The 21,194-nt window shown below is 63.1% G+C and carries 8 protein-coding genes and 1 pseudogene; 7 read left to right on the plus strand and 2 right to left on the minus strand.

Going from position 1 to position 21,194, the window contains the following annotated elements; translation table 11 throughout:
- Window positions 1–183: 183 nt before the first annotated feature.
- Together P6U24_RS09015 and P6U24_RS09020 are read right to left on the minus strand one after the other, a co-directional pair.
- Entirely contained in the window at window positions 184–1,029 is an 846-nt protein-coding gene (locus P6U24_RS09015) for a hypothetical protein (protein WP_407158779.1), read from the minus strand.
- 158 nt (window positions 1,030–1,187) lie between these two features.
- Window positions 1,188–1,976: a cupin-like domain-containing protein gene (locus P6U24_RS09020; protein ID WP_407158780.1), complete on the minus strand. Its 789-nt coding sequence runs from the start codon at window positions 1,974–1,976 to the stop codon at window positions 1,188–1,190.
- A 505-nt stretch (window positions 1,977–2,481) separates the two neighbouring features.
- Between P6U24_RS09020 and P6U24_RS09025 the strand changes: the two genes are divergently transcribed.
- The 7 genes and pseudogenes from P6U24_RS09025 to P6U24_RS09055 all read left to right on the plus strand — a co-directional run bounded on the left by P6U24_RS09025 (window position 2,482) and on the right by P6U24_RS09055 (window position 21,181).
- A complete protein-coding gene (locus P6U24_RS09025) occupies window positions 2,482–3,534 on the plus strand; it encodes a glycosyltransferase family 4 protein (protein ID WP_407158781.1) in 1,053 nt (350 codons plus the stop codon).
- Window positions 3,535–3,684: 150 nt separating this feature from the next.
- Complete coding sequence (locus P6U24_RS09030; protein ID WP_407158782.1) at window positions 3,685–4,998, plus strand: nucleotide sugar dehydrogenase; 1,314 nt, start codon at window positions 3,685–3,687, stop codon at window positions 4,996–4,998.
- Complete coding sequence (locus P6U24_RS09035; RefSeq protein ID WP_407158783.1) at window positions 4,982–6,256, plus strand: glycosyltransferase family 4 protein; 1,275 nt, start codon at window positions 4,982–4,984, stop codon at window positions 6,254–6,256. Before P6U24_RS09030 ends, P6U24_RS09035 begins: the two co-directional genes overlap by 17 nt.
- 386 nt (window positions 6,257–6,642) lie before the next feature.
- Window positions 6,643–6,876: pseudogene (locus tag P6U24_RS09040) on the plus strand (DapH/DapD/GlmU-related protein); the annotation flags it as partial.
- A 356-nt stretch (window positions 6,877–7,232) separates the two neighbouring features.
- A complete protein-coding gene (locus P6U24_RS09045; RefSeq protein WP_407158784.1) occupies window positions 7,233–9,113 on the plus strand; it encodes an amino acid adenylation domain-containing protein in 1,881 nt (626 codons plus the stop codon).
- The gene (locus P6U24_RS09050) at window positions 9,110–17,236 is read left to right on the plus strand and encodes an amino acid adenylation domain-containing protein (protein ID WP_407158785.1); all 8,127 of its coding nucleotides are present in this window, start codon (window positions 9,110–9,112) and stop codon (window positions 17,234–17,236) included. The genes P6U24_RS09045 and P6U24_RS09050 overlap by 4 nt, the downstream gene beginning before the upstream one ends.
- Window positions 17,237–17,245: 9 nt before the next feature.
- Window positions 17,246–21,181 (plus strand): alpha/beta fold hydrolase, encoded by a 3,936-nt coding sequence (locus P6U24_RS09055; RefSeq protein WP_407158786.1) that lies wholly within the window; start codon window positions 17,246–17,248, stop codon window positions 21,179–21,181.
- Window positions 21,182–21,194 lie beyond the last annotated feature (13 nt).

A 21,194-nucleotide genomic window follows, 5' to 3' on the forward strand; every position in this document is an offset into this window, starting at 1 on the left:
TCAGCGAGATCGGCCATCTCGAATTCGCACATTGTGCCGTCCTGATCCCTGAGACGCGTTGACGCTGCAGTGGACGGCAGCGCTGCGCACCATATCGAAGTCGTCGAACTCCGCAGCTCCCGCGCATCGCAAACGCGATGCTTCGTGCAGCGTCTGCGCAGGCGGTGGCCGGCTCATCGTACTTCAGTCGATCGCAGGCGCTTGCGAGCGAAGCTCGAGCTCCTGCGAAGGCGCCCTGGTCCACTGGTCGAGATCGAGAAACTGGACTGCAGGATGCGAGCGAAGGAAGCCGAGTACGTCGTCGCAGGCCCGCCAAATGCTGAGATTGTGGGCCAAATGATGCGTCAACAGACCGATCGGGCTGTCAGTTCGCAGGTATCCAAGCCGGCGGTAGCGGAGCTCGCGCACCAGCTGCTGCGCGAGCAGCCGGTAATCCTGGGCCGACCGGGTCTGCCAATTGATGAGATCGATATGGACATCAATGCGATTGCTGCTGCGCAGGTCGGGAAGCGGCACAGGTAAAGCGACGTTGATCTTCGATCCCAGTCGGGCAAGCTTCTGTTCCAAAAGCGTCGGCATCAGTGAGACACCAAAGAAGCCCACGCGGGGAAGAGCGCGGATCAAGGCGGGGGTGATCCGGTTGAACGGCGGGACGAAGATGGGCTTGACGTGACGGAAAGCCGCGCTGAACGAGCCGAGTGCCAGTTCGGCATCGTGGACCAGCTTCGGGTGCGGGCGCTCGGCACCGAATTCGGCCGGCTTATGTCGGGTATTGTAGTTGATATGCTGCCAGCCGTGGCACATTGGATAAAAGTGCCGCGCATTCGTCTCCAGGAAGCTGGTGAGCTCCGGAACGGCTTGGCCCGGGATGACGGCGAGCCCAATCTTGACCGCGTAGCGAGCGGCGATTTCGCGGAGTAGGACGAGGCTGTCGGACACCTCGACGGCGTCGTCGTCGCGCATCCAGAAGCTCGCCTTCAGTCCGCGAGCAGCCCAGAGGTCGAGCTCGCGTCTCGGCTCATCAAACACATCGGTCTCGTGGAGAGGCATTTGGTTATTAGGTGTTCCGAATGACGCTCTCAGACCGGAGCAGGGCTCAGCTTCTGGCGCGATCGAAAAATGCGCCATGTGAATTCAACGGGCGGTCGCCGGTCAGCCGTGCTGCGCAGCGCCGAGCGGCTGATTGCCTACATGTTGTCAGCCCTTGCATAAGGCGCAGTCTCCTGGCCGATCTTCCTCCCGGTTGCACGATACAGCAGACGCGTGGCTGACTGTGCGGTCGACGCCCCCCAATACAACGCTTCATCCAGGCGGCCGTTGCTCCAGCTCTCTGGAAGGTTAAGGCCATGCTCAGCCAAACGTCCACGCGTCTTGTGAACCAAGCCGCGGCGGCGGGTGCTGTTGGTGTAGTAGGTGAAGCTCATGGTGATGGACGGCTCATCGCCGACCTCGACCAAATGCGGACTTGTCGACGGCATGTAGGCGCCTTCGCCCGGACCGACGTCGAAGCAATGCGCCAATGCGCGGAACTCCTCGCGCCAGGCGATCAGATCGCGGTTATGTCGCGAGTGAAAGCGGCGGCGCGCGGCATCGCTCACCACGCGGACGTCGTCCGGCTCCCACACGTAGATCTTCTTCCGGCCTTTGATCTGAAGAATGAAGTTGTGTTCCTTGTCGATGTGAAACGGCGTCACGGTGCGCGGCGAGGTAACGAAGATCCAGCCGCCGCGGTAGGACATGCCCGGATCCTTCGCCTCAATCTGCGGGCTGATGCTCCCGAGCACTTCGTCGACGAGGCCGCGATAGACATCATCGGTCTGGACGTTGAGGAGCGACATCCAGGCTCCCGCCGCCTCGATATGCTCGAGGCTGTCCATCAGCGGGGCATTGACCGGGTGGAGATCAGACGCCGCGTTGAACGGCGTTCCCGCTTGCGCATCGTTCTTATGCGCCCGAATGCGGCCTTTGGCTTCCAACCGTTTGGCCAGGGCGAGCAGCTTGTCGACTTGGAACAGAGGATGATCGGAGATCCTGTGCTTGACGGGAGCAACCGCCCAGGGCCGAAAACCGGCCCAGTCGAGTTCGATGAGAGGAATTGGTCTGGTGAGCATGGCCTGGCCCGCGCTCCGGATAATGATAATTATGTGTCGCTCTGCCTGTAGCAGGCTAATTAAAATCAGTCTGCATTATAGGTCCAAGGATTTTCATCTCAAGCAAATTTACATTAATGGAGGGATCCGGTCCATTTTGGCCGAAATATCGTATACAGCCGGATTTTCGCCAGTATGATGCCGCCGGCCTGCAAAAAACCACGCTTCCAATAGTGGCATCATTAAAATTTGAACCTTAATAGCGGCCGGCCGTCAAACGCACATGTGGGGACAGTCTGATCTCGTGATTGAGCCGAACGTCACAAGCGCTGAAGGGCGGGCACTGCGCGTGCTGATCGCGACGCCATTTGGGGCGCGGCAGCGGGGCGGAATGGATCGCCTGACCGATATTATCATCGACACCGCGGAAAGCGGCGCGAAAGATCGGATCCATGTCTCGCGATTGGTGACGCGGGGGCCCGGTTCGCTCGCGTCGGCGCCCGCTATATTCAGCGCGGCCCTGGCTCAGCTCTGGATGGCCAAGCGGCGCGGAGACGTCGACGTCTTGCACATCAATGTCGCGGCCGGGGGCAGCGCCCTCCGCAAGGCAATTCTCGCGCGCTTCGCCCGCTCGCTGGGAATTCCCTATGTCGTCCACCTGCACGGGTCCCGATTTCATCAGTTCTGGGACGTCGCCGGTCCGCATGCGCGCAAGCTCGTCGATCGCATGTTCGGCCAGAGTTCAGCAACAATCGTGCTGGGCAGCTTCTGGGCGAAGCTGGTCGCCGACCACGTGCCGGCTGTCAGGAACAAGATCGTCGTCCTTCCAAATGCAACGGCGCCGATGCGCCTGGCTCGCGAGCCCGCTGACGACGGCCGCGCGCGCATCTCGTTTCTCGGCGAGGTCGGCGCGCGCAAGGGGACGCCGCAACTGGTCCAGGCGCTCGGTCAACTCGCCGATCGCCAGGACTGGACCGCCACGATTGCCGGAAATGGCGCTGTCGAGGAGACGATTGCCGCGGCTCGGCAACGTGGGATCGGCGATCGCGTTGCTGTGCCGGGCTGGCTCGACAGCGCTGGAACGGCCAATGTTCTTCGCAAGACCGATATTTTCGTTCTGCCGTCATTCGCCGAGAACCTGCCGATGTCGATCCTGGAGGCGTTTGCCGCCGGCGCCGCCGTCGTGGCGACGCCAGTCGGTGCGGTTCCCGACGTGATCACGCACGGCAAGAACGGTCTGCTCGTGGAAGCGGGAGATGTCGACGGCCTCGCTTCGGCATTGCGCCGCTTGATCGCCGATACGGGCCTGCGCAATGCGCTCGGCGCTGCCGCCAAGCGCGATCACGCCGAGCGGTACAATATCGAAAATTATGTGACCAGACTCGAGGATATCTGGCTCAACGCGGCGCTGCCGGGGGCTGGACAGCTCGCGTTGGCGGTTTGACGGTTGGATCAGTGCTTCTCGATAACATCACGACCTGATATTAATCATTTAAAATCTATTTGCTGGAAAGCCGCCGGTTAATCGTTTATTTTGAAATTCAATGCTGCCGGAAAATCCGGCGGCTCAACGCTTTGTTTGATGAATTGAATCATGAAAATTAGCGTCTTTGGCTTGGGTTATGTCGGTGCGGTGACGTCGGGCTGTTTAAGCTCATTCGGTCATACCGTGATCGGGGTCGATTATTCGGAGACCAAGGTCGCTCTGATCAATGCGGGCAATTCACCGGTCATCGAGAAAAATCTCGATCAGGTGATTGCGGCTGCCGTAGCACAAGGGCGGCTGAAGGCCACGCACGATGCGCGGGAGGCGGTCCTTGGATCGGACCTGTCCCTGATCTGCGTCGGCACGCCGAGCAAGAAGAACGGCGATCTCGATACCTCGGCCGTGAAGTCGGTATGCGCCGAGATCGGCGAGGTGCTTCGCGACAAGTCGTCGTGGCACACGGTCGTCATCCGTTCCACCGTGCTGCCGGGAACGATCCGCGACATCGTCATTCCCGAGCTCGAGAGGGCCAGCGGCAAGAAGCTGGGCGTAGATTTCGGCGTCGGCAGCAATCCTGAGTTCCTGCGTGAGGGAACTGCGCTCGACGACTTCCACCATCCGCCGAAAACGATCGTAGGCGCACGGGACGAACGAACCGGCAAGGAGATCGCGAGCCTGTATGACGGCATCGATGCGCCGCTGCTCGTTGTGCCGATCGAAGTCGCGGAGATGGTCAAATATTCCGACAATGTCTGGCACGCGCTGAAAGTGGCTTTCGCGAACGAGATCGGAGTGATCTGCAAAGGCGTTGGCATCGACGGCCATCAGGTCATGGACATCTTCTGTCGCGATACCAAGCTCAACCTGTCGCCGTATTATCTGAAGCCGGGATTCTCGTTTGGCGGCTCCTGCTTGCCCAAAGATGTGCGTGCGCTGGTGCATCGCGCGCGCTCGCTGGATCTCGATCTACCGGTGTTGTCGTCCATTCTGCCATCCAACGAGAAGCAGACTACGCGCGGCTTCGATATGATCGTTCAGGCTGGCAAGCGGCCGGTCAGCATTCTGGGCATGAGCTTCAAGGCCGGCACCGACGATCTGCGCGAAAGCCCTGTTCTCGAACTGGTCGAGCGCCTGATCGGCAAGGGTTACGACGTCCGCATCTTCGATCGGAACGTCAGCCTCTCCAAGCTCGTCGGCGCCAACCGCGATTATCTGTTCCGCATGATCCCGCACGTGTCGTCGCTTCTGGTCGAATCCCTCGACGAGGCGCTCGCGCATGGCGAGATCATCGTGATCGGTAATGGAGATGCTGAATTCCACAGCCTCTCCGAGCGGATTCGGCCGGATCAGTTTGTCGTCGACCTGGTTCGCGTTCGCGACTTCCGCAAGCTCGATGGACAGTATAATGGCATCAGTTGGTGAGTCCTTGCGTGCAAAGCGCGTCCTGATCATCGTCGAGAATCTGCCGGTCCCGTTCGATCGGCGGGTCTGGAACGAGGCTACCACCCTGGTGAAGGGCGGGTACGAGGTCTCGGTCATCTGCCCGATCGGGCATAATGCAACGGCAAGGCACGAGGTCCTCGACGGCGTGCATATCTACCGCCACCCGATCTTTGAGGCGCGGGGGATGGCGTTCTATTTCGTCGAATATGCGGTTGCGCTGTTCTGGGAGTTCGTCCTGGCCTGGCGGGTCTACTTCACGCGCGGCTTCGATGTGATCCATGCCTGCAATCCGCCGGATCTGATCTTCCTGATCGGCGGCTTCTTCAAGCTCGTGCTCGGCACGAAGTTCGTTTTCGATCATCACGACATCAATCCCGAGCTGTTCGAAGCCAAATTCGGCACGCGCAATTTTCTGTATCGGGTGATCACCGCGCTCGAGCGCTGGACCTTCGCCATCGCCGACATTTCGATCGCAACAAACAACTCCTATCGCGCGATCGCGATCGGCCGTGGCCGGATGGATCCGGACCGGGTGTTCGTGGTCCGGTCGGGGCCGAACCTGAACCGGATGCGGATCGTGCCGCCGGATCCGGCGCTGCGGAAGGGGCGGAAATATCTCGTCGGCTATGTCGGTGTGATCGGTGCGCAGGAGGGCCTGGATTATCTGCTTGAGGCCGCGCGCTACATGGTTCAGGACCTGAAGCGGACCGATGTGCAGTTCTGCGTCGCCGGCTCCGGTCCGGAGCTCGAGCAGCTGAAGGCGTCCGCCGTCAAGATAGGCGTCGCGGACCACGTCACCTTTGCGGGCCGGGTCTCCGACGATTTGTTGCTGAAGATCCTCAACACGTCCGATGTCTGCGTCAATTCGGACGAGTGCAATGCCATGAACGACAAGTCGACCATGAACAAGATCATGGAGTACATGGCGCTCGGCAAGCCGATCGTGCAGTTCGATCTGACGGAGGGCCGTTTCACGGCCGAGGAGGCCTCGGTCTATGCGCGCAAGAACGATCCGGTCGATTTCGCCGACAAGATTCTCGAATTGCTGGCCGATGAGCCGCGCCGCCAGCGCATGGGAGAATTCGGCCGGACGCGCGTGGTCGACCATCTGGCCTGGCCGCATGAGGCGCCGAAGCTGTTGAGAGCCTATGAGCGGGTATTCGCGCAGCAGCCGGCCCGCGCAAAGAGCCCGAGCCTGGTGAAGCGTCTGTTGGCGCCGTTGGCCGGTAAAGATTGACGTCCATGCGACCGTTCGCGAGCTACATTGGAGGCGATGCGTTCCGCGTGACCGGCAAGCGCGTGTCGCTGCCCTCCATCATCCGGCTCGCGCTGACGAACCGGACCTTTCGTCCCGTTTTCACCTTGCGGCTGTGCCAGTGGACCAGGGATCACGTCCCGGTCCTGCTGCCCGTGACCCGAATCCTGCACCGTTGGGCCCAGGGCCAGACCGCAATCGACTTTCCCTCGGGCGTGAAGGCCGGGCCTGGACTGACGCTTGTTCATGGCTGGGGCATCGTCGTCAACAAGGATGCTCTGCTCGGCTCGAACGTGACGCTGTTCAATGGCGTGGTGATCGGCCGCAAGGACAAGATCACCGAGCAGGGCCGCGAAACCGCCTATCCGGTGATCGGGAATGACGTCTGGATCGGCCCGCACGCGATCATCATCGGCGGCGTCCGCGTTGGCGATGGCGCAATCGTAGGCGCCGGCGCGGTGGTCACCAAGGATGTTCCATCTCGTTGTGTTGTCGCGGGAAATCCCGCCGCAGTTGTCAAGTCCGAAGTGCTGCCCGACGTGATGAATCCGGCGCCCGCTGATCTTCTGATGGCTCCGAGCCTGGGCGGGAAACCGGCTTAATCAAGGGAAACGTCCCTGGAATTAGCCTTACCAGTTAACGAAAATAATGTTCTTGCGAGAGTTTGTTGTTTCCCTCCATTTAATTCCATTCTAATTTTCAATCGAGGATGAGTACGCCATCGATAAAAACAGATTGGTTCTACCGCTCAGGTGAGGTGGGCTGCGTGGAAAAGCCGGTCGGTTGAAGCCGAGCTCCAATGAGCAAAGGACACGCGGCCGACCAAGCAGAACGGCGAACTGGAGCGGACATTTTAGCGGTTGTCGCGGCTGGGCTCGTTGCGGCGAACCTTTGCGGTAGGCAGGCATACTAACGTTCGATTCCGCGCGTGCGGCACGAGTATGGGGTCAATTACAGGATGTGGAGCTCGACTCGTACGAATTATCCTCGTGATAAGAGCATCGCCGAGTTGTTCGAGGGCGTTGTAGCCGCCCGTCCTGATTATATTGCTGTCACCTTTGAAAATCAGAATCTCAGCTATCGTGAACTGAACGGTCTGGCGAACCGTCTGGCGGGTCGGTTGCGCGCTGCCGGGGCAGGACCCGGCATGATGGTGGGGTGCTGTGTCGAGCGCTCCGCCGAATTGATCGTCGCGCTGCTCGCCATTCTCAAGGTCGGGGGCGCCTACGTTCCGTTCGATCTCAGCTACCCGAAAGAGCGCTTGAAGTTCTTTCTCGAAGACACCGCCACCAAGGTGGTGCTGACGGCCGGAGAGACGCCGGCCGTTTTGGCCGAGCGCCCGTCCGACTGTTTGATCATCGATATCCGCGAGGCGCTTGCGTCCGGTCCCGACCTTGCAAATCCTCCGCCGGCCGGAAAGCCGAACAGCCCGGCTTACGTCATGTACACCTCGGGTTCGACCGGAAGGCCCAAGGGCGTCGTGGTCGACAATCGCGCCGTCGTCCGTCTGGTACGCGAGACCAACTACTGCAGTTTTGGCTCGGACGACGTTTTCCTGCAATTCGCTCCGATTGCGTTCGATGCATCGACGTTCGAGATTTGGGGCGCGCTCCTCAATGGTGCCCGTCTCGTCGTGATGCCGCCCTGCCAGACTTCGCTCGAGGATCTGGGGCGCGTCATTCGCGAGCAAGGCGTCACGGTGCTTTGGCTGACCGCCGGCCTGTTCAATCTGATGGTCGACCAGCGGCTGCCGGATCTTGCGCCTGTCAAGCAATTGCTGGCCGGCGGCGACAAGCTCTCGGCGCGTCACGTTCGGCGCGCGCTCGACGGACTGCCCAATTGTCGCGTCATCAACGGCTATGGTCCGACGGAGAACACCACCTTCACCTGCTGCCATGTCATGCGGCCTGGCGATCACGTGCCGGATTCAGTTCCGATTGGCCGGCCGATCTCCAACACCACGGTCTATGTCCTGGACGAGCAGTTGCGCGCAGTGCCGCCGGGAACGATCGGTGAGCTCTATGCCGGCGGCGATGGCGTCGCGCTGGGCTATCTCAACAATGAGCAGGCGACGGCCGAGAAATTCGTCCGCGATCCCTTCGTCGCAGATGAAGCCGCGCGCATGTACCGGACCGGCGATCTCGCCCGGATCGGCGCGGATGGTGTCGTGGAGTTCTGCGGACGTGCCGACAACCAGGTCAAGATTTCGGGACATCGGATCGAGCCGGGTGAAATCGAGGCCGCGCTGCGCGCCAGCGAGAGAGTGAAGGACGTCTGTGTCACCGCGCGCGCGAGCGAGGATGGGTCCAAGCATCTGATCGCCTACTATGTGCCCGCCGAGCCCGAGCCCACAGCAGCAGATCTGCGCGCGCTACTCTCTGCAAGCCTGCCGTCCTACATGGTGCCTGCGGCCTTCGTGCCGATGAACCTGCTGCCGCTCACACCGAACGGCAAGGTCGACAGGGCTGCGCTGCCAGACCCGCGCGACGACGCCCGTCCTGCAATGGCCTCCGAGCCGGTCGGCGATCTCGAGCGCCATATCCTGCAGGCCTGGAAAGAGCTTCTCGGCACCGATCGCATCGGGCTCAAGGACAACTTCTTCGATCTCGGCGGCAACTCGCTGCTGCTGCTCGGTGTGCATGATCGTCTGCAGAAGGCCCTCGGCCGCGAGATCCCGGTCACCGCACTGTTCGAGTTCACCACCGTTCGCGCCCTGGCGGATCATCTGGGCGGCAAGAGCGGACCCATAGCATCCCTTACCGGGCAACAGGCGCGGGGGCAGCTTCAGCGCGGCGCTTTCGCGCGAGAGCGTCAACGCCGACACCGTAGTGCATCATGAGCGACCACGACACCTCACTCGACGGTCCAGACGGCATTGCCATCATCGGCATGGCCGGACGTTTTCCGGGCGCGCAAAGCGTCGACGAGTTCTGGCGCAATCAGCTCGCCGGCATCGAAGCCATCTCGCATTTTCGCGTCGAACAGCTCGAGATCGCAAATAAGGCCGAGGTCGCGAGCGATCCGCGTTATGTGCGATCGCGCTCCGTCCTTGCCGATGTCGATATGTTCGATGCCGAGTTCTTCGGCATTTATCCGCGCGAAGCGGAATTGATGGATCCGCAGCAGCGGCTGTTCCTGGAATGCTGCTGGCAGGCACTTGAGGATGGGGGCGTCGTTCCCGACAGCTATTCCGGCCTGATCGGCGTCTACGCCGGCTCCAGCATCTGGTCCTATTTCCTCCGCCAGCTCTGCACCACGCCGGGCTTCATCGAGAAGTTCACCTCGGGCTACCAGATCTCCAACTATGTGGAGATGATGGGCAACAGCCTGGACTTCCTGGCGACGCGGGTATCGTACAAGCTCAATCTGCGCGGCCCGAGCTTCACCATGCTGTCGGCCTGCTCGACATCGCTGGTGGCGGTCACCCAGGCCTGTCAGTCGTTGCTGACCTATCAAAGCGATCTGGCGCTGGCGGGCGGCGTGTCGGTCACCTTTCCGCAGCAGCGCGGCTATACCTACCAGGACGGCGGCATGGGATCGAATGACGGTCACTGCCGGGCGTTCGACGCCGATGCCAATGGCACGATATTCGGCAGCGGCCTTGGGGTCGTCCTGCTCAAGCGTCTGGATGAGGCGCTGCGCGACAACGATCAGATCCATGCGGTCATTCGCGGCTTTGCCGTCAACAATGACGGCTCCTCTAAGATCGGCTACACCGCGCCGAGCGTGGAAGGACAGGCCGGTGTCATTGCAACCGCGCTGGATAGCGCGGACGTCGATCCGGACACGATCGGCTATATCGAGGCGCACGGAACCGGAACTCCGCTCGGCGACCCCATCGAACTTGCAGGTCTGACCCAGGCCTTCCGCAAGCGAACGAGCCGGCGGCAGTTCTGCGTCATCGGCACGGCGAAGACCAATGTGGGCCACCTCGATGTCGCTGCTGGCGTGACCGGCCTGATCAATGCCACCAATGTCGTGCGGCACGGCATTTTTCCGCCGACGCTGCATTTCAAGGCGCCCAATCCCAAATTCGATTTCGCCAGCAGCCCATTCCGCGTCCTGAACGAGCGGACGGAATGGAAGACGGGGCAGGGTCCGCGGCGCGCCGGCGTGAGCGCCTTCGGCGTCGGCGGCACCAATGCCCATGTGATCCTCGAGCAGGCCCCGGAACGGGAGCAACAGCTCTCCCGACGGCCGCAGCAGTTGCTATTGCTGTCGGCCCGGTCGCCGGCAGCGCTGGAACAGGCGACCGACAATCTTGCCGCGCATCTGACGGCGCATCCAGACATCAATCTCGCCGACGTGGCCTGGACGCTGCAGACCGGACGGCGCGCCTTTGCTCACCGCCGCGCTGTCGTCGCTGGATCGAATGAAGAAGCGGCGCGTCTGTTGACCGGTCGCGAGCAGATCCACACCCGGAGCGGTGCCGGCGAGGCACCGCAGGTCTATTTCCTGTTTCCGGGACAGGGCTCGCAGCACCCGAACATGGGGCGCGAGATCTACGAGACCGAGCCGGTGTTCCGCGCGACGGTCGATCGCTGCGCCGAGCTGCTGCGCCCGCATCTGGGCCGCGACCTTCGCACGCTGCTTTACCCGGCTGATGGCGCTAGCGAGGAGGCGAAGCGCGCCGTCACCGAGACGGTGATGGCGCAGCCGGCCATTTTCACTATTGAGTATGCGCTGGCCCAGCTCTGGATCAGCTGGGGCATCCGCCCGAAGGCGATGGCCGGCCATAGCGTTGGCGAGCTCGCTGCCGCGTGCGTCGCGGGCGTCATTGCGCTCGAGGACGCGCTGGCCTTCGTCGCGCTGCGCGGACGGCTGATGCAGGATGTCCCTGCCGGCGGCATGCTGTCGGTGCGGCTGCCGGAGGCGGATCTCCTGCCACGCTTGCCGGAGGAGCTGTCGCTCGCCGCAGTAAACTCGCCCTCGCTCTGCGTGGTCGCGGGGCCGTTCGAGCCGCTCGGAGCTTTCGAGAGCGAGTTGAACGCGGCCGGCATCGCCTGTCGCCGCCTGGTCACCTCGCACGCGTTCCATTCGGCGATGATGGATCCGATCACCGAGCCGCTGGCGGCCGCCCTCGGCAAGATCAAGCTCAATCCGCCGACGATCCCCTACGTTTCCGGCGTGACCGGCACCTGGATTACCGCAGAGGAAGCGACCGATCCGCATTATTGGGCGCGGCACGCACGCGCGCCGGTGCACTTCTCGGCAGCCGTGCGCGAGCTGCGCAGCCACCCGGACGCGGTCCTGCTCGAGGTCGGGCCCGGCACCGTGCTCGCGACGCTGGCGCGCCAGCACGGCCCGCTCGGGGCCGGTCAGGCCATCCTGTCATCGCTGTCCGACGGCTATTCCGGGTCAGGCGATTACGCCGCGCTGATGGCTGCGCTGGGCGATGTGTGGCTCGCCGGCCAAACCCCGGACTGGGCGGCTGTTGCCGGAGACGAGCGCCGCCAAAAGGTGTCGCTGCCGACCTATCCTTTCGAACGCAAGCGCTTCTGGCTGCAAAGTACAGCCGCAGCCAATGCTGCGACCGATCCCGGTTTGACCGCGCCGCTCCAGGCCGCCGTCACCGAAGCCCCGCCTTTCATTGTTCAGGGAATCGAAGCCGTGAATAAGATGTCAGATCTCCGTTCAACGCCGGCTGCTGCCGACGCCGCCGCGAACCGCTCCGGCCGCATCCAATCGGCCCTGATCGAGATGTTCAGCGAATTGTCGGGCGTCGATCTGGCTGCGGCGGACAGCGCCACGACGTTCCTCGAGCTTGGTTTCGACTCGCTGTTCCTGACGCAGGTGGCGCAGGCGGTGCAGGAGAAATTCTCTGTCAAGACCACCTTCCGCCAGCTGCTCGGCGATGTCTCGAGCCTGACGGCACTGACGGATTACGTGGCGAGCCGGCTGCCGTCGGATGCCTATGCGGATCCGGCGCCCGTCACCCCGGTCGCAGTGCCCGCCCCCGAGCCGTTGCCCGTCGTGGCTGCGTCCGCTCCCGTTATGCAGATGCAGCCGGTGCCAATCGCCACTGTCGCTGCTGGCGCCGTGGCGGAAGGCGCGATCGAACGCCTCATGCGCGAGCAGCTGCAGGCGATGAACCAGCTGTTCGCAAAGCAGCTCGACACGCTCAATGGTTCGGCCGCCAAGCCCGCGCCTGCAGCAGCCGTGATGCCTGCGGTCAGCCCGCCTGCCGTCGTGCAGAGCCAGCAGATTCAGACGGCGCCGGCAAAAGCGCAGGAGACCGTGGCCTCGCCCGATGCTGGCACGCCGAGCAAACCGTTTGGCCCCTACAAGCCGCCGCAGGCCACCTCGTCGCAGGACATGACTGAGCACCAGCAGAAGCATCTTGCCGCGCTGGTCGACCGGGTTGCGCGGCGCACGGCGAAATCGAAGGCTTTCACGCAGAAATATCGACAGATCCTGGCCGATCCGCGCGTCGTGTCCGGCTTCCGCCCGCAGTGGAAGGAGATGGTCTATTCGATGGTCACCGACCGTTCGAAGGGATCGAAGCTCTGGGACATCGACGGCAACGAATACATCGACCTCGTCAACGGGTTCGGCCCGATCATGCTGGGTCACCGTCCGGACTTCGTCACGCAGGCGATCGAGGCGCAGCTCCATGCCGGATTCGAGATCGGACCGCAGACGCCGCTTGCCGGCGAGGTGGCGGAGCTGTTCTGCGAGCTGACCGGCAACGAGCGTGTGGCGTTCTGCAACACGGGCTCGGAGGCCGTGCTCGCTGCATTGCGCGTTTCCCGCACCGTGACCGGCCGCAACAAGGTCGTGATGTTCACCGGCGACTATCACGGCATGTTCGACGAGGTTCTGGTCAAGGGCTTCATGAACAAGGCGGGCGAGCCGCAGTCGGCACCGATCGCGCCCGGCATTCCGCGCCAGAGCGTCTCGAACATGGTCGTGCTGGATTACGGCACCGAGCAGTCGCTCGAGTGGATCCGCCGCAACGCCAACGATCTGGCCGCAATCATCGTGGAGCCGGTGCAGAGCCGGCATCCATCGCTGCAGCCGGTCGAATTTCTTAAGGAGCTGCGCAAGATCACTGAGGAGTCCGGCACCGCCTTCATCTTCGACGAGGTGGTCACGGGTTTCCGGGTGCATCAGGGCGGCTGTCAGGCCAAATTCGGCATCCGGGCCGACCTCGCCACCTATGGCAAGGTGGTCGCCGGCGGCATGCCGGTCGGCGTCATTGCCGGCAAGAGCCGCTTCATGGACGCGCTCGACGGCGGAGCGTGGCAGTTTGGCGATGATTCCTATCCGCAGGTCGGCGTCACCTTCTTTGCCGGCACCTTCGTTCGGCATCCGCTGACGCTCGCGGCGATGCGCGCAGTGTTGAAGCATTTCAAGGAAGAAGGGCCGCAACTCCAGGACCGGCTGAACGAGCGCACCGCGAACCTGGTCGGCCGCCTGAACGACGTTCTGCAGAAGCATGCCGTTCCGACCCGGATCGAGCATTTCGGCAGCGTGTTCTATCTCTCGTTCCCGATCTCGGAGCCGCTGGCCGCGCTGTTCTATTTCTATCTGCGCGACAAGGGGATTCACATCCGCGAAGGCTTCCCCTGCTTCATGACGACCGCGCACACCGACGCCGACATCGAGGCGATCGTGCGCGCATTCGACGAGAGTGCGGCGGAGATGCGCCAGGCGGGCTTCTTCTCCGCCGCGGCGGTTCCGTCGCCGCAGGCTGCTCCAGCGCCGGCCGAGGAGACGGAGAAAGCGGTCGAGCTGACCGAGCCGCAGCGGGAGATCTTCCTCGCCGCGATGCTGAGCGAGGAGGCCTCCTGCGCCTACAATGAATCCTTCAGCGTGCGGCTGCGCGGTGAGCTCAAGACGGACGCGCTGCGCGAGTCCGTCAATGCGCTGGTCGCACGGCACGAATCCCTGCGTGCGACGATCGATCGCGAGGGCACGCTGCTCCGCATCCATCCGAAGCTCGTAATCGACGTGCCGGTGCACGATCTCGAAGGCCTTGCCGCCGCCTCGCGCGATGAGGAGTTCGCGCGTATTCTCGCTACTGATGCGCGGACATCGTTCGATCTCATCAACGGGCCGCTGGTGCGCGCCGCCCTGGTCCGTCTCGGCCGGGACGACCATGCACTCGTGGTCACGGCGCATCATCTGGTGTGCGATGGCTGGTCGACCAACGTACTGGTCGAGGAAATGGCCCAGCTCTATACGGCGAAGGCCGAGGGGCGCGGTCCCGGTCTGGAGCCGCCGGTGCGCTTCAGCGATTACGCCCGCGACCAGGCCGAGGAGCGCCGATCCGGCAAGCAGGAAGCGGTCGAAGCCTATTGGCTCGATCAATTCAAGGACCTTCCGCCGCCGCTCGATTTGCCGACCGATCGCCCGCGGCGCTCGATCAAGACCCAGGCCGGCGCCAGCCTGCGTGCGAAGATCGATGCCGACAGCTATCAGAAGATCAAGCGGCTCGGCGCCAAGAGGGGCTGCACGCTGTTCGCGACCCTGCTGGCCGGGTTCAATGCGCTGCTGCACCGGCTGACCAACCAGGACGATATCGTCGTCGGCATTCCCGCGGCCGGACAGAGCCTGCTTAGCGACGGCAATCTCGTCGGCCATTGCGTCAACTTCCTGCCGCTGCGCGCCAAGATCGCCGAGACCGCCTCATTCGCGGACCTGCTCGATCAGACCAAGCGCTGCCTGCTCGATGGCTACGATCATCAGAGCTACACCTACGGCACCTTGGTGCGAAAGCTCGGCATTCGCCGCGATCCCGCGCGCCTGCCGCTGATGGAGGTTCAGTTCAACCTGGAGCGGCTCGGGGCAGGGGCCAAATTCAGCGGCCTGACCTCGGAGGTCGAGCCCAATCCGAAGGCCGCGGTCATTCTCGACCTGTTCTTCAACATCATCGAATCCGATCGCGGTCTCGTGGTCGATTGCGACTACAATTCCGACCTGTTCGACGAGCAGACGATCGCGCTGTGGCTGCAGTATTTCGAGACCCTGCTCCTCGACGCTGTCCTCGATCCTAACAAGCGGGTGAATGATCTCTTGTTGATGGCGCCCGAGAAGCTCGCCGCCTTCACGGCTCAAGGCAAGCTCGCCTCGCCGGCGGCGTCCAGCTCGCAATCGATCGTCGCGATGTTCGAGGCCCAGGCCGCCCGCACCCCGGAGAAGCCTGCCGTCCAGCTCGGCGAGCAGCGTCTCACTTATCGCGAGCTGAATGCGCGCGCCAACCAGGTCGCCCGCATGCTGATCAAGCGCGGCGTGACGCCGTCGTCACTCGTCGCGACCAGCTTCGAGCGCTCGCCGGAGATGATCATCGCCATGCTGGCGGTGCTGAAGGCCGGCGCCGCCTATGTTCCGCTCGACGCGTCCTATCCGTTCGAGCGGCTTGCCACGCTGCTTGAGGACGCCAAGCCGGCGGCGCTGCTGACCCAGGAGAAGCTCGTCGCGAGCCTGCCCCAGGGCGCCGCGCAGACGATTTGTCTCGATCGCGATGCGGCCGCGATCAGCAAGGAGGACCAGGGGAATCTTGCCGCGCTGGCCAAGCCGGACAGCCTTGCCTACGTGATCTACACCTCGGGATCGACCGGCAAGCCGAAGGGCGTTCTGATCAATCACCACAACGTGGTGCGCCTCTTGACCTCGACCAAGCCATGGTTCGGCTTCGGCGAGAGCGATGTCTGGACGCTGTTCCACTCGTCGTCATTCGACTTTTCGGTATGGGAGATCTGGGGATGCCTGCTGACAGGCGGACGGCTGGTGATCGTGCCCTATCTGGTGACGCGATCGCCGCAGGATTTCTACGGCCTGCTGGCGCAGGAGCGGGTCACGGTGCTCAATCAGACGCCGGCCGCATTCTACCAGCTCATTCAGGTCGAGGAGTCCGGCGTGGTCAGGCCTTTGAGCCTGCGCTACGTGATCTTCGGCGGCGAAGCGTTGAACTTCGCGCAGCTGCGGCCCTGGCTCAAGCGCCATGGCGATAGCGCGCCGCAGCTCGTCAACATGTATGGCATCACTGAAACGACGGTGCATGTCACTTACCGGCCGCTGACAGCGGCCGATATCGAGGGCGAGCAGCGCAGCCTGATCGGAGCGCCGATACCGGATCTCAAGCTCTACGTGCTGGACGCCAAGCGGCAGCCGGTGCCCCCGGGCGTGCCGGGTGAGATCTATGTCGGTGGAGCCGGCGTCGCGCAGGGATATCTCAACCGTCCGGATCTGACCGCCGAGCGCTTCATGGCCGATCCGTTCGCGGCCGCTCCGGGAGCGCGGATGTACAAGTCCGGCGACCTCGCGCGTCTGTTGAAGACCGGCGACGTCGAATATCTTGGCCGCGCCGATAGCCAGATCAAGATCCGTGGCTTCCGCATCGAGCCAGGCGAGATCGAATCGGCGCTGGTCGGACATCCGGGCGTGCAGCAGGCCGCAGTGGTGGTGCGCACCGACTCCACCGGCACGCCGAAGCTGGTCGCCTATGCCGTGCCAAGGCCAGGAACGGCGCTGGTACCAAGCGAGCTGAGGGAATTTCTGCAGAAGAAGCTGCCGGGCCACATGATCCCGCACGCCTGCGTGCCGATCGAGGCGATTCCGTTGACCGTCAACGGCAAGGTCGACCAGAAGAGCCTGCCGGCGGTCGAGAGCGCTTTCGCAGTCCAGGAAAGCGCGTATGTGGCGCCGCGGACCGAGCAGGAGGAAAAACTGGCGCAGATCATCTGCGAGGTGTTGCGCCGCGAGAAGATTGGCGTCACCGACAATCTGTTCGAGCTTGGCGCCGACTCGCTCCACGTCTTCCAGATCACGTCGCGCGCCGTGAAGGCCGGCCTGCACGTGACGCCGAAGCTGGTGCTGCAGCAACGCACCATCAGCGGCATCATGGAAGAGCTGAGCGCCGGCAAGGCCCAGTCGCAGGTGCAGATCATCGCGCCGGTGGAACGGCGTGGCTATCGTGTCCGGCGCGAGGCATCGCTGATCAAGCAGGCGCAAGAGTAAAGCTGTGTCATGACCGTGCTGAGTTCCATGCAGGGAGGTGTCGGCGCAGCCGGATCTCCCACGAGGCCAGAGGAGGAACTGCTCGCATTCCCGCTGTCGCCCGGGCAGCATCGCATGTGGCTGGCCAATGAGGAATGGCCGGGCAATCCGGCCTACAATGCCTCGTTTCGCTGGACTCTCGAAGGGCCTCTGGATCTGTCCGCGCTGCAGCGCTCGTTCAACGAGATCATTGCACGCCATGAGGTGCTGCGAACCACCTTCGGTCCGGTGGACGGGATCGTGCACCAGCTGGTTCAGCCTTCGCTGCGGCTGCTGATTCCGGTGACCGATCTGCGCAGCGCGCCTGCCGCCAGTGTCGACGACCGCATCGAGCAGATCTGCGCGGCGGAGGCCGAACGCAGCTTCAATCTCGAGCGAGGGCCGCTCATCCGGGTGGGGCTGCTGCGTGTCCAGGATACGCGCTACATCCTGATGCTCACGCTGCACCACATCATCTGCGATGGCTGGTCCATCGGCGTGATCATGCGCGAGCTGCAGCAGGTCTATTCGGCCGATGTCGAAGGACGCCCCTCGCCGTTGCCGCCGTTGCCGATTCAGTTCTCCGACTATGTGATCTGGCGCAGCAATCAGGATGCGGACCTGCAAAGCCGTGACCTCGCGTACTGGACGTCCGCGCTGCGTGGCTATCGCCGCTTTCGGCTGCCGCCCGATCTGCCGGATGCCTCGGACCGCTCCATCAACAGCGCCATCGTCTCGCGGCTGTTGCCGCGCGAGATCACCGAGCGGCTGAAAGGCGCGATCAACCGCCACTCCGGCACCATGTTCACGCTGACCTTTGCCGCGTGCCTGGCGTTGCTGAACAGGCAGAGCGGCGAAACCGATCTGGCCATCGGAACGCCGCTCGCCGGTCGCGATCGCTCCGAGATCGAAGGCTTGATCGGATTGTTCGTCAATCCGGCGGCCCTGCGGGTAGATCTGGCCGGTGACCCGACCTTCATTGAGCTGGCAAGCAGGGTGCGGGACGCCCTCTGGGATGCGCTCGCGCATCAGGCGGTTGCGTTCGAGACGGTAATCGATGCGCTTCCCAGTGCGGACAGGCCGCAGAGCGGGCCTTTCTACAAGGTGAACTTCATCTGCCAGCGCGCCTTCGGCGGTTCGGTTAATTCGGAGTTCGACTTCTCGGGCATCGACGTGACGCCGATGCCATCGCGGTCACCTGGCGGCCTGTTCGATCTCAACTTCTTCCTGATCGAGCGCGACTCGGGCTGGCGCGTTTCGCTGGAGTACAAGACGGAGCGCTACAGTCCCGCGACCGGCGACAGGCTGCTGGACGAGTTCTGCCGCATCGTCGAGGAGGTTGCTGACCGTCCGGACAAGAGGTTGTCGCAGCTGCTGGCGGTGGAGCAGCCGATCGCGCCGGCACAAAACGAGGCGCCCGTTGCACCCCTGCTGACCGAGACGCCGCCGAGCCAAGCGCCCGTCCCGGAGGCACAGCTGGCGGCTTCGTCCGAAGCGGAGGCCGCCGAGATCTTCGAGCTGCCGGCGAGCGCCAGCCAGTTCCGTTTCTGGCGGCTGTCGCGGATCTGGCCGGACAGCCCGGCCTTCAACATGCCGGCGGCAGTCCGGATCAGCGGCCCGCTGTCGGCCGATCATCTCGAACGAGCCCTGCAGGTCGTGGTCGATCGGCACGAGATCCTGAGGACCACGTTCAAAGAGCTCGACGGCGAGCTCCATCAGCTGGTTGTGACCCACGCCGATATCGTTCTGCAGCGATCCGATCTGCGGGATGCGGATGCAGGGCAAAGCGGGATCTCCAGCCTCGTTGCCGAAGAAGCGCGTCGCCTGTTCGATCTGGAGCGCGGACCGCTGCTCAGGGCGCACCTGGTCCATGTCGGCGCCGACGATCACGTCCTGATCGTCACCATGCACCACATCATTTCGGACGGCTGGTCGCAGAACATCCTGCAGCGCGAGCTGTGGACGATCTACGAGGCGCTGGCGCGAACAGCCACGCCGGAGCTGGCGCCGCTGCCGATCCAATACGCGGATTTTGCGGTCTGGCAGAACGAATGGCTCGCATCGGAGCAGGCAGTCGAGCATCTCGACTATTGGATGTCGACGCTGGGTGGCTCGCTACCTGTGCTCGACTTTCCGACCGACCATCCGCCCGGGCAGCGGCCGAGCGTCCGCGGCGCCGTCCAATCGCAGCGGCTGGATGAACGCCTCGTCGACAGGCTCAAGACGGCGGCTCAATCGGCCAATGTTACGATGTTCATGCTGACGGTGAGCGCCTTTGCCGTTCTGCTGGAGCGGTTCACGGGACAACCTCATCTGATCATCGGTGCGCCTTCGGCGAACCGCAACACCCAGACGGAGCCGCTGATCGGGCCGTTTTCCGGACCGATCGCGTTGCGGCTGGATCTGGCTGGCGATCCGACGCTCAGCGAGGTGCTGAAGCGGGTCAGTCAGGTGACGATGGACGCGCTGGATCACGCGGTCTACCCGTTCGAGAGCATCATGGAGCGCCTTAAGATGCGCTCGGTGCAGGGCAGAAATCCGCTGTTTCAGTTCTATTTTCTATATCAGACCGCTTTCCTGCAGCCTCGCCGGGCCGGCGATCTCCTGGTCACGCCGGTGCCGACGCCGAGCTTCGGCAATCCGTTCGAACTACAACTCGCCGTCATCGAGCGCCATGACGGCGTCTTCGCCAATCTCGAATACAATCAGGGTCTGTTCGAGCCGGTCTCGATCCGGAACGTCCTGACATATTTCGTCTCCGTGTTGGAAGCGATCGCCGCCGACGCAGGCCAAACCATTGCGGCCTTGGCGCCTCCGGCGCTCGCGCAACGGACGCCCGCTGCGGTCGCTGAGCGAATGGTCCGGCCATATGTCGCTCCGCGCAGTGCCACGGAGGCCAAGCTGGCGGCGATCTGGGGCCAGCTTTTTGAACTCCCGAAAGTCAGCGTCTGTGATGATTTCTTCGATCTTGGCGGGCATTCGCTGATGGCGGCGTCGCTGATGTCGATCATCGAGAGGGAGTTCGGCACCAAGGTCGATCTCTCGAACCTGCTGCTTAGCCGGACTATCGAGCAACTCGGCCAGCTGATCGACGGCGGCCATGCCGACAGCCTGGAATCGTCTCTCGTTCCCTTGCGCGTAACCGGTTCTAGAACCCCGCTGTTCTGCGTCCATGGCGGCGGCGGCCATGTGCTGGCCTATCAGGCGCTCGCGGAGTCGCTGCCGGGCGACCAGCCCGTCTACGGGCTCGCCGCCCCCGAGCTCGACGGCGCTCAGAAGGCCATGAGCGTGCGTGAGCTCGCCACCCTGTACAATCAGGAGATCAAACGCGTTCAGGCGCACGGGCCATACCGGCTGTGCGGTTATTCGTTCGGCGGAATGGTCGCGCTGGAAATGGCGGCGCAGCTCGTTGCCGCCGGTGAGGTCGTCGAGTTCATCGTCATGCTCGACACCGCAAACTCCGGCTATTACCGCAACCTGCCCTGGGGCAGCTGGATGCAGTTCTGGACCACGCGCGTGCTCGATCGCATCCATCGCTATTATCGGCGCTTCGCAGACCACAAGGCCAGCGTCGCCTTCTCAAGTGCGTCCTATTTCGTCCGGAAGAACGTGCATGAACGGTTCTGGTCCATCAGCCGACGGCTGTTCCGGATCGCCAATCGTCCGATGCCCGTCCTGCTGCGCGACAACGTGACGATGTTCAAGACGACGGCCCGCGGATACGAACCGACGCCCGTTCCATCCGAGATCATTCTCTTCAGGGTCACCGAGCGCGATCCGGAATACAATCACAATGTATCTCTCGGCTGGGAGCTGATCGCGCAGAACGGCGTCAAGGTGCACTACGTGCCCGGTAATCATCTGTCGTTCATGCGGCAGCCTCACGTCACGCGAGTGGCTGAGCAACTCGTGACATACCTTGTTTGAGAAGTTGGTTTAG

Source organism: Bradyrhizobium sp. STM 3557 (assembly GCF_045571465.1).
Classification (GTDB): Bacteria; Pseudomonadota; Alphaproteobacteria; order Rhizobiales; family Xanthobacteraceae; genus Bradyrhizobium.

Excerpts from the sequence above, each read along its gene's own strand:
- P6U24_RS09025 (WP_407158781.1), top strand. The coding sequence starts at position 2,482 with ATGGATCGCCTGACCGATATTATCATCGACACCGCGGAAAGCGGCGCG.
- P6U24_RS09030 (WP_407158782.1), top strand. The coding sequence starts at position 3,685 with ATGAAAATTAGCGTCTTTGGCTTGGGTTATGTCGGTGCGGTGACGTCG.
- P6U24_RS09035 (WP_407158783.1), top strand. The coding sequence starts at position 4,982 with ATGGCATCAGTTGGTGAGTCCTTGCGTGCAAAGCGCGTCCTGATCATC.
- P6U24_RS09045 (WP_407158784.1), top strand. The coding sequence starts at position 7,233 with ATGTGGAGCTCGACTCGTACGAATTATCCTCGTGATAAGAGCATCGCC.
- P6U24_RS09050 (WP_407158785.1), top strand. The coding sequence starts at position 9,110 with ATGAGCGACCACGACACCTCACTCGACGGTCCAGACGGCATTGCCATC.
- P6U24_RS09055 (WP_407158786.1), top strand. The coding sequence starts at position 17,246 with ATGACCGTGCTGAGTTCCATGCAGGGAGGTGTCGGCGCAGCCGGATCT.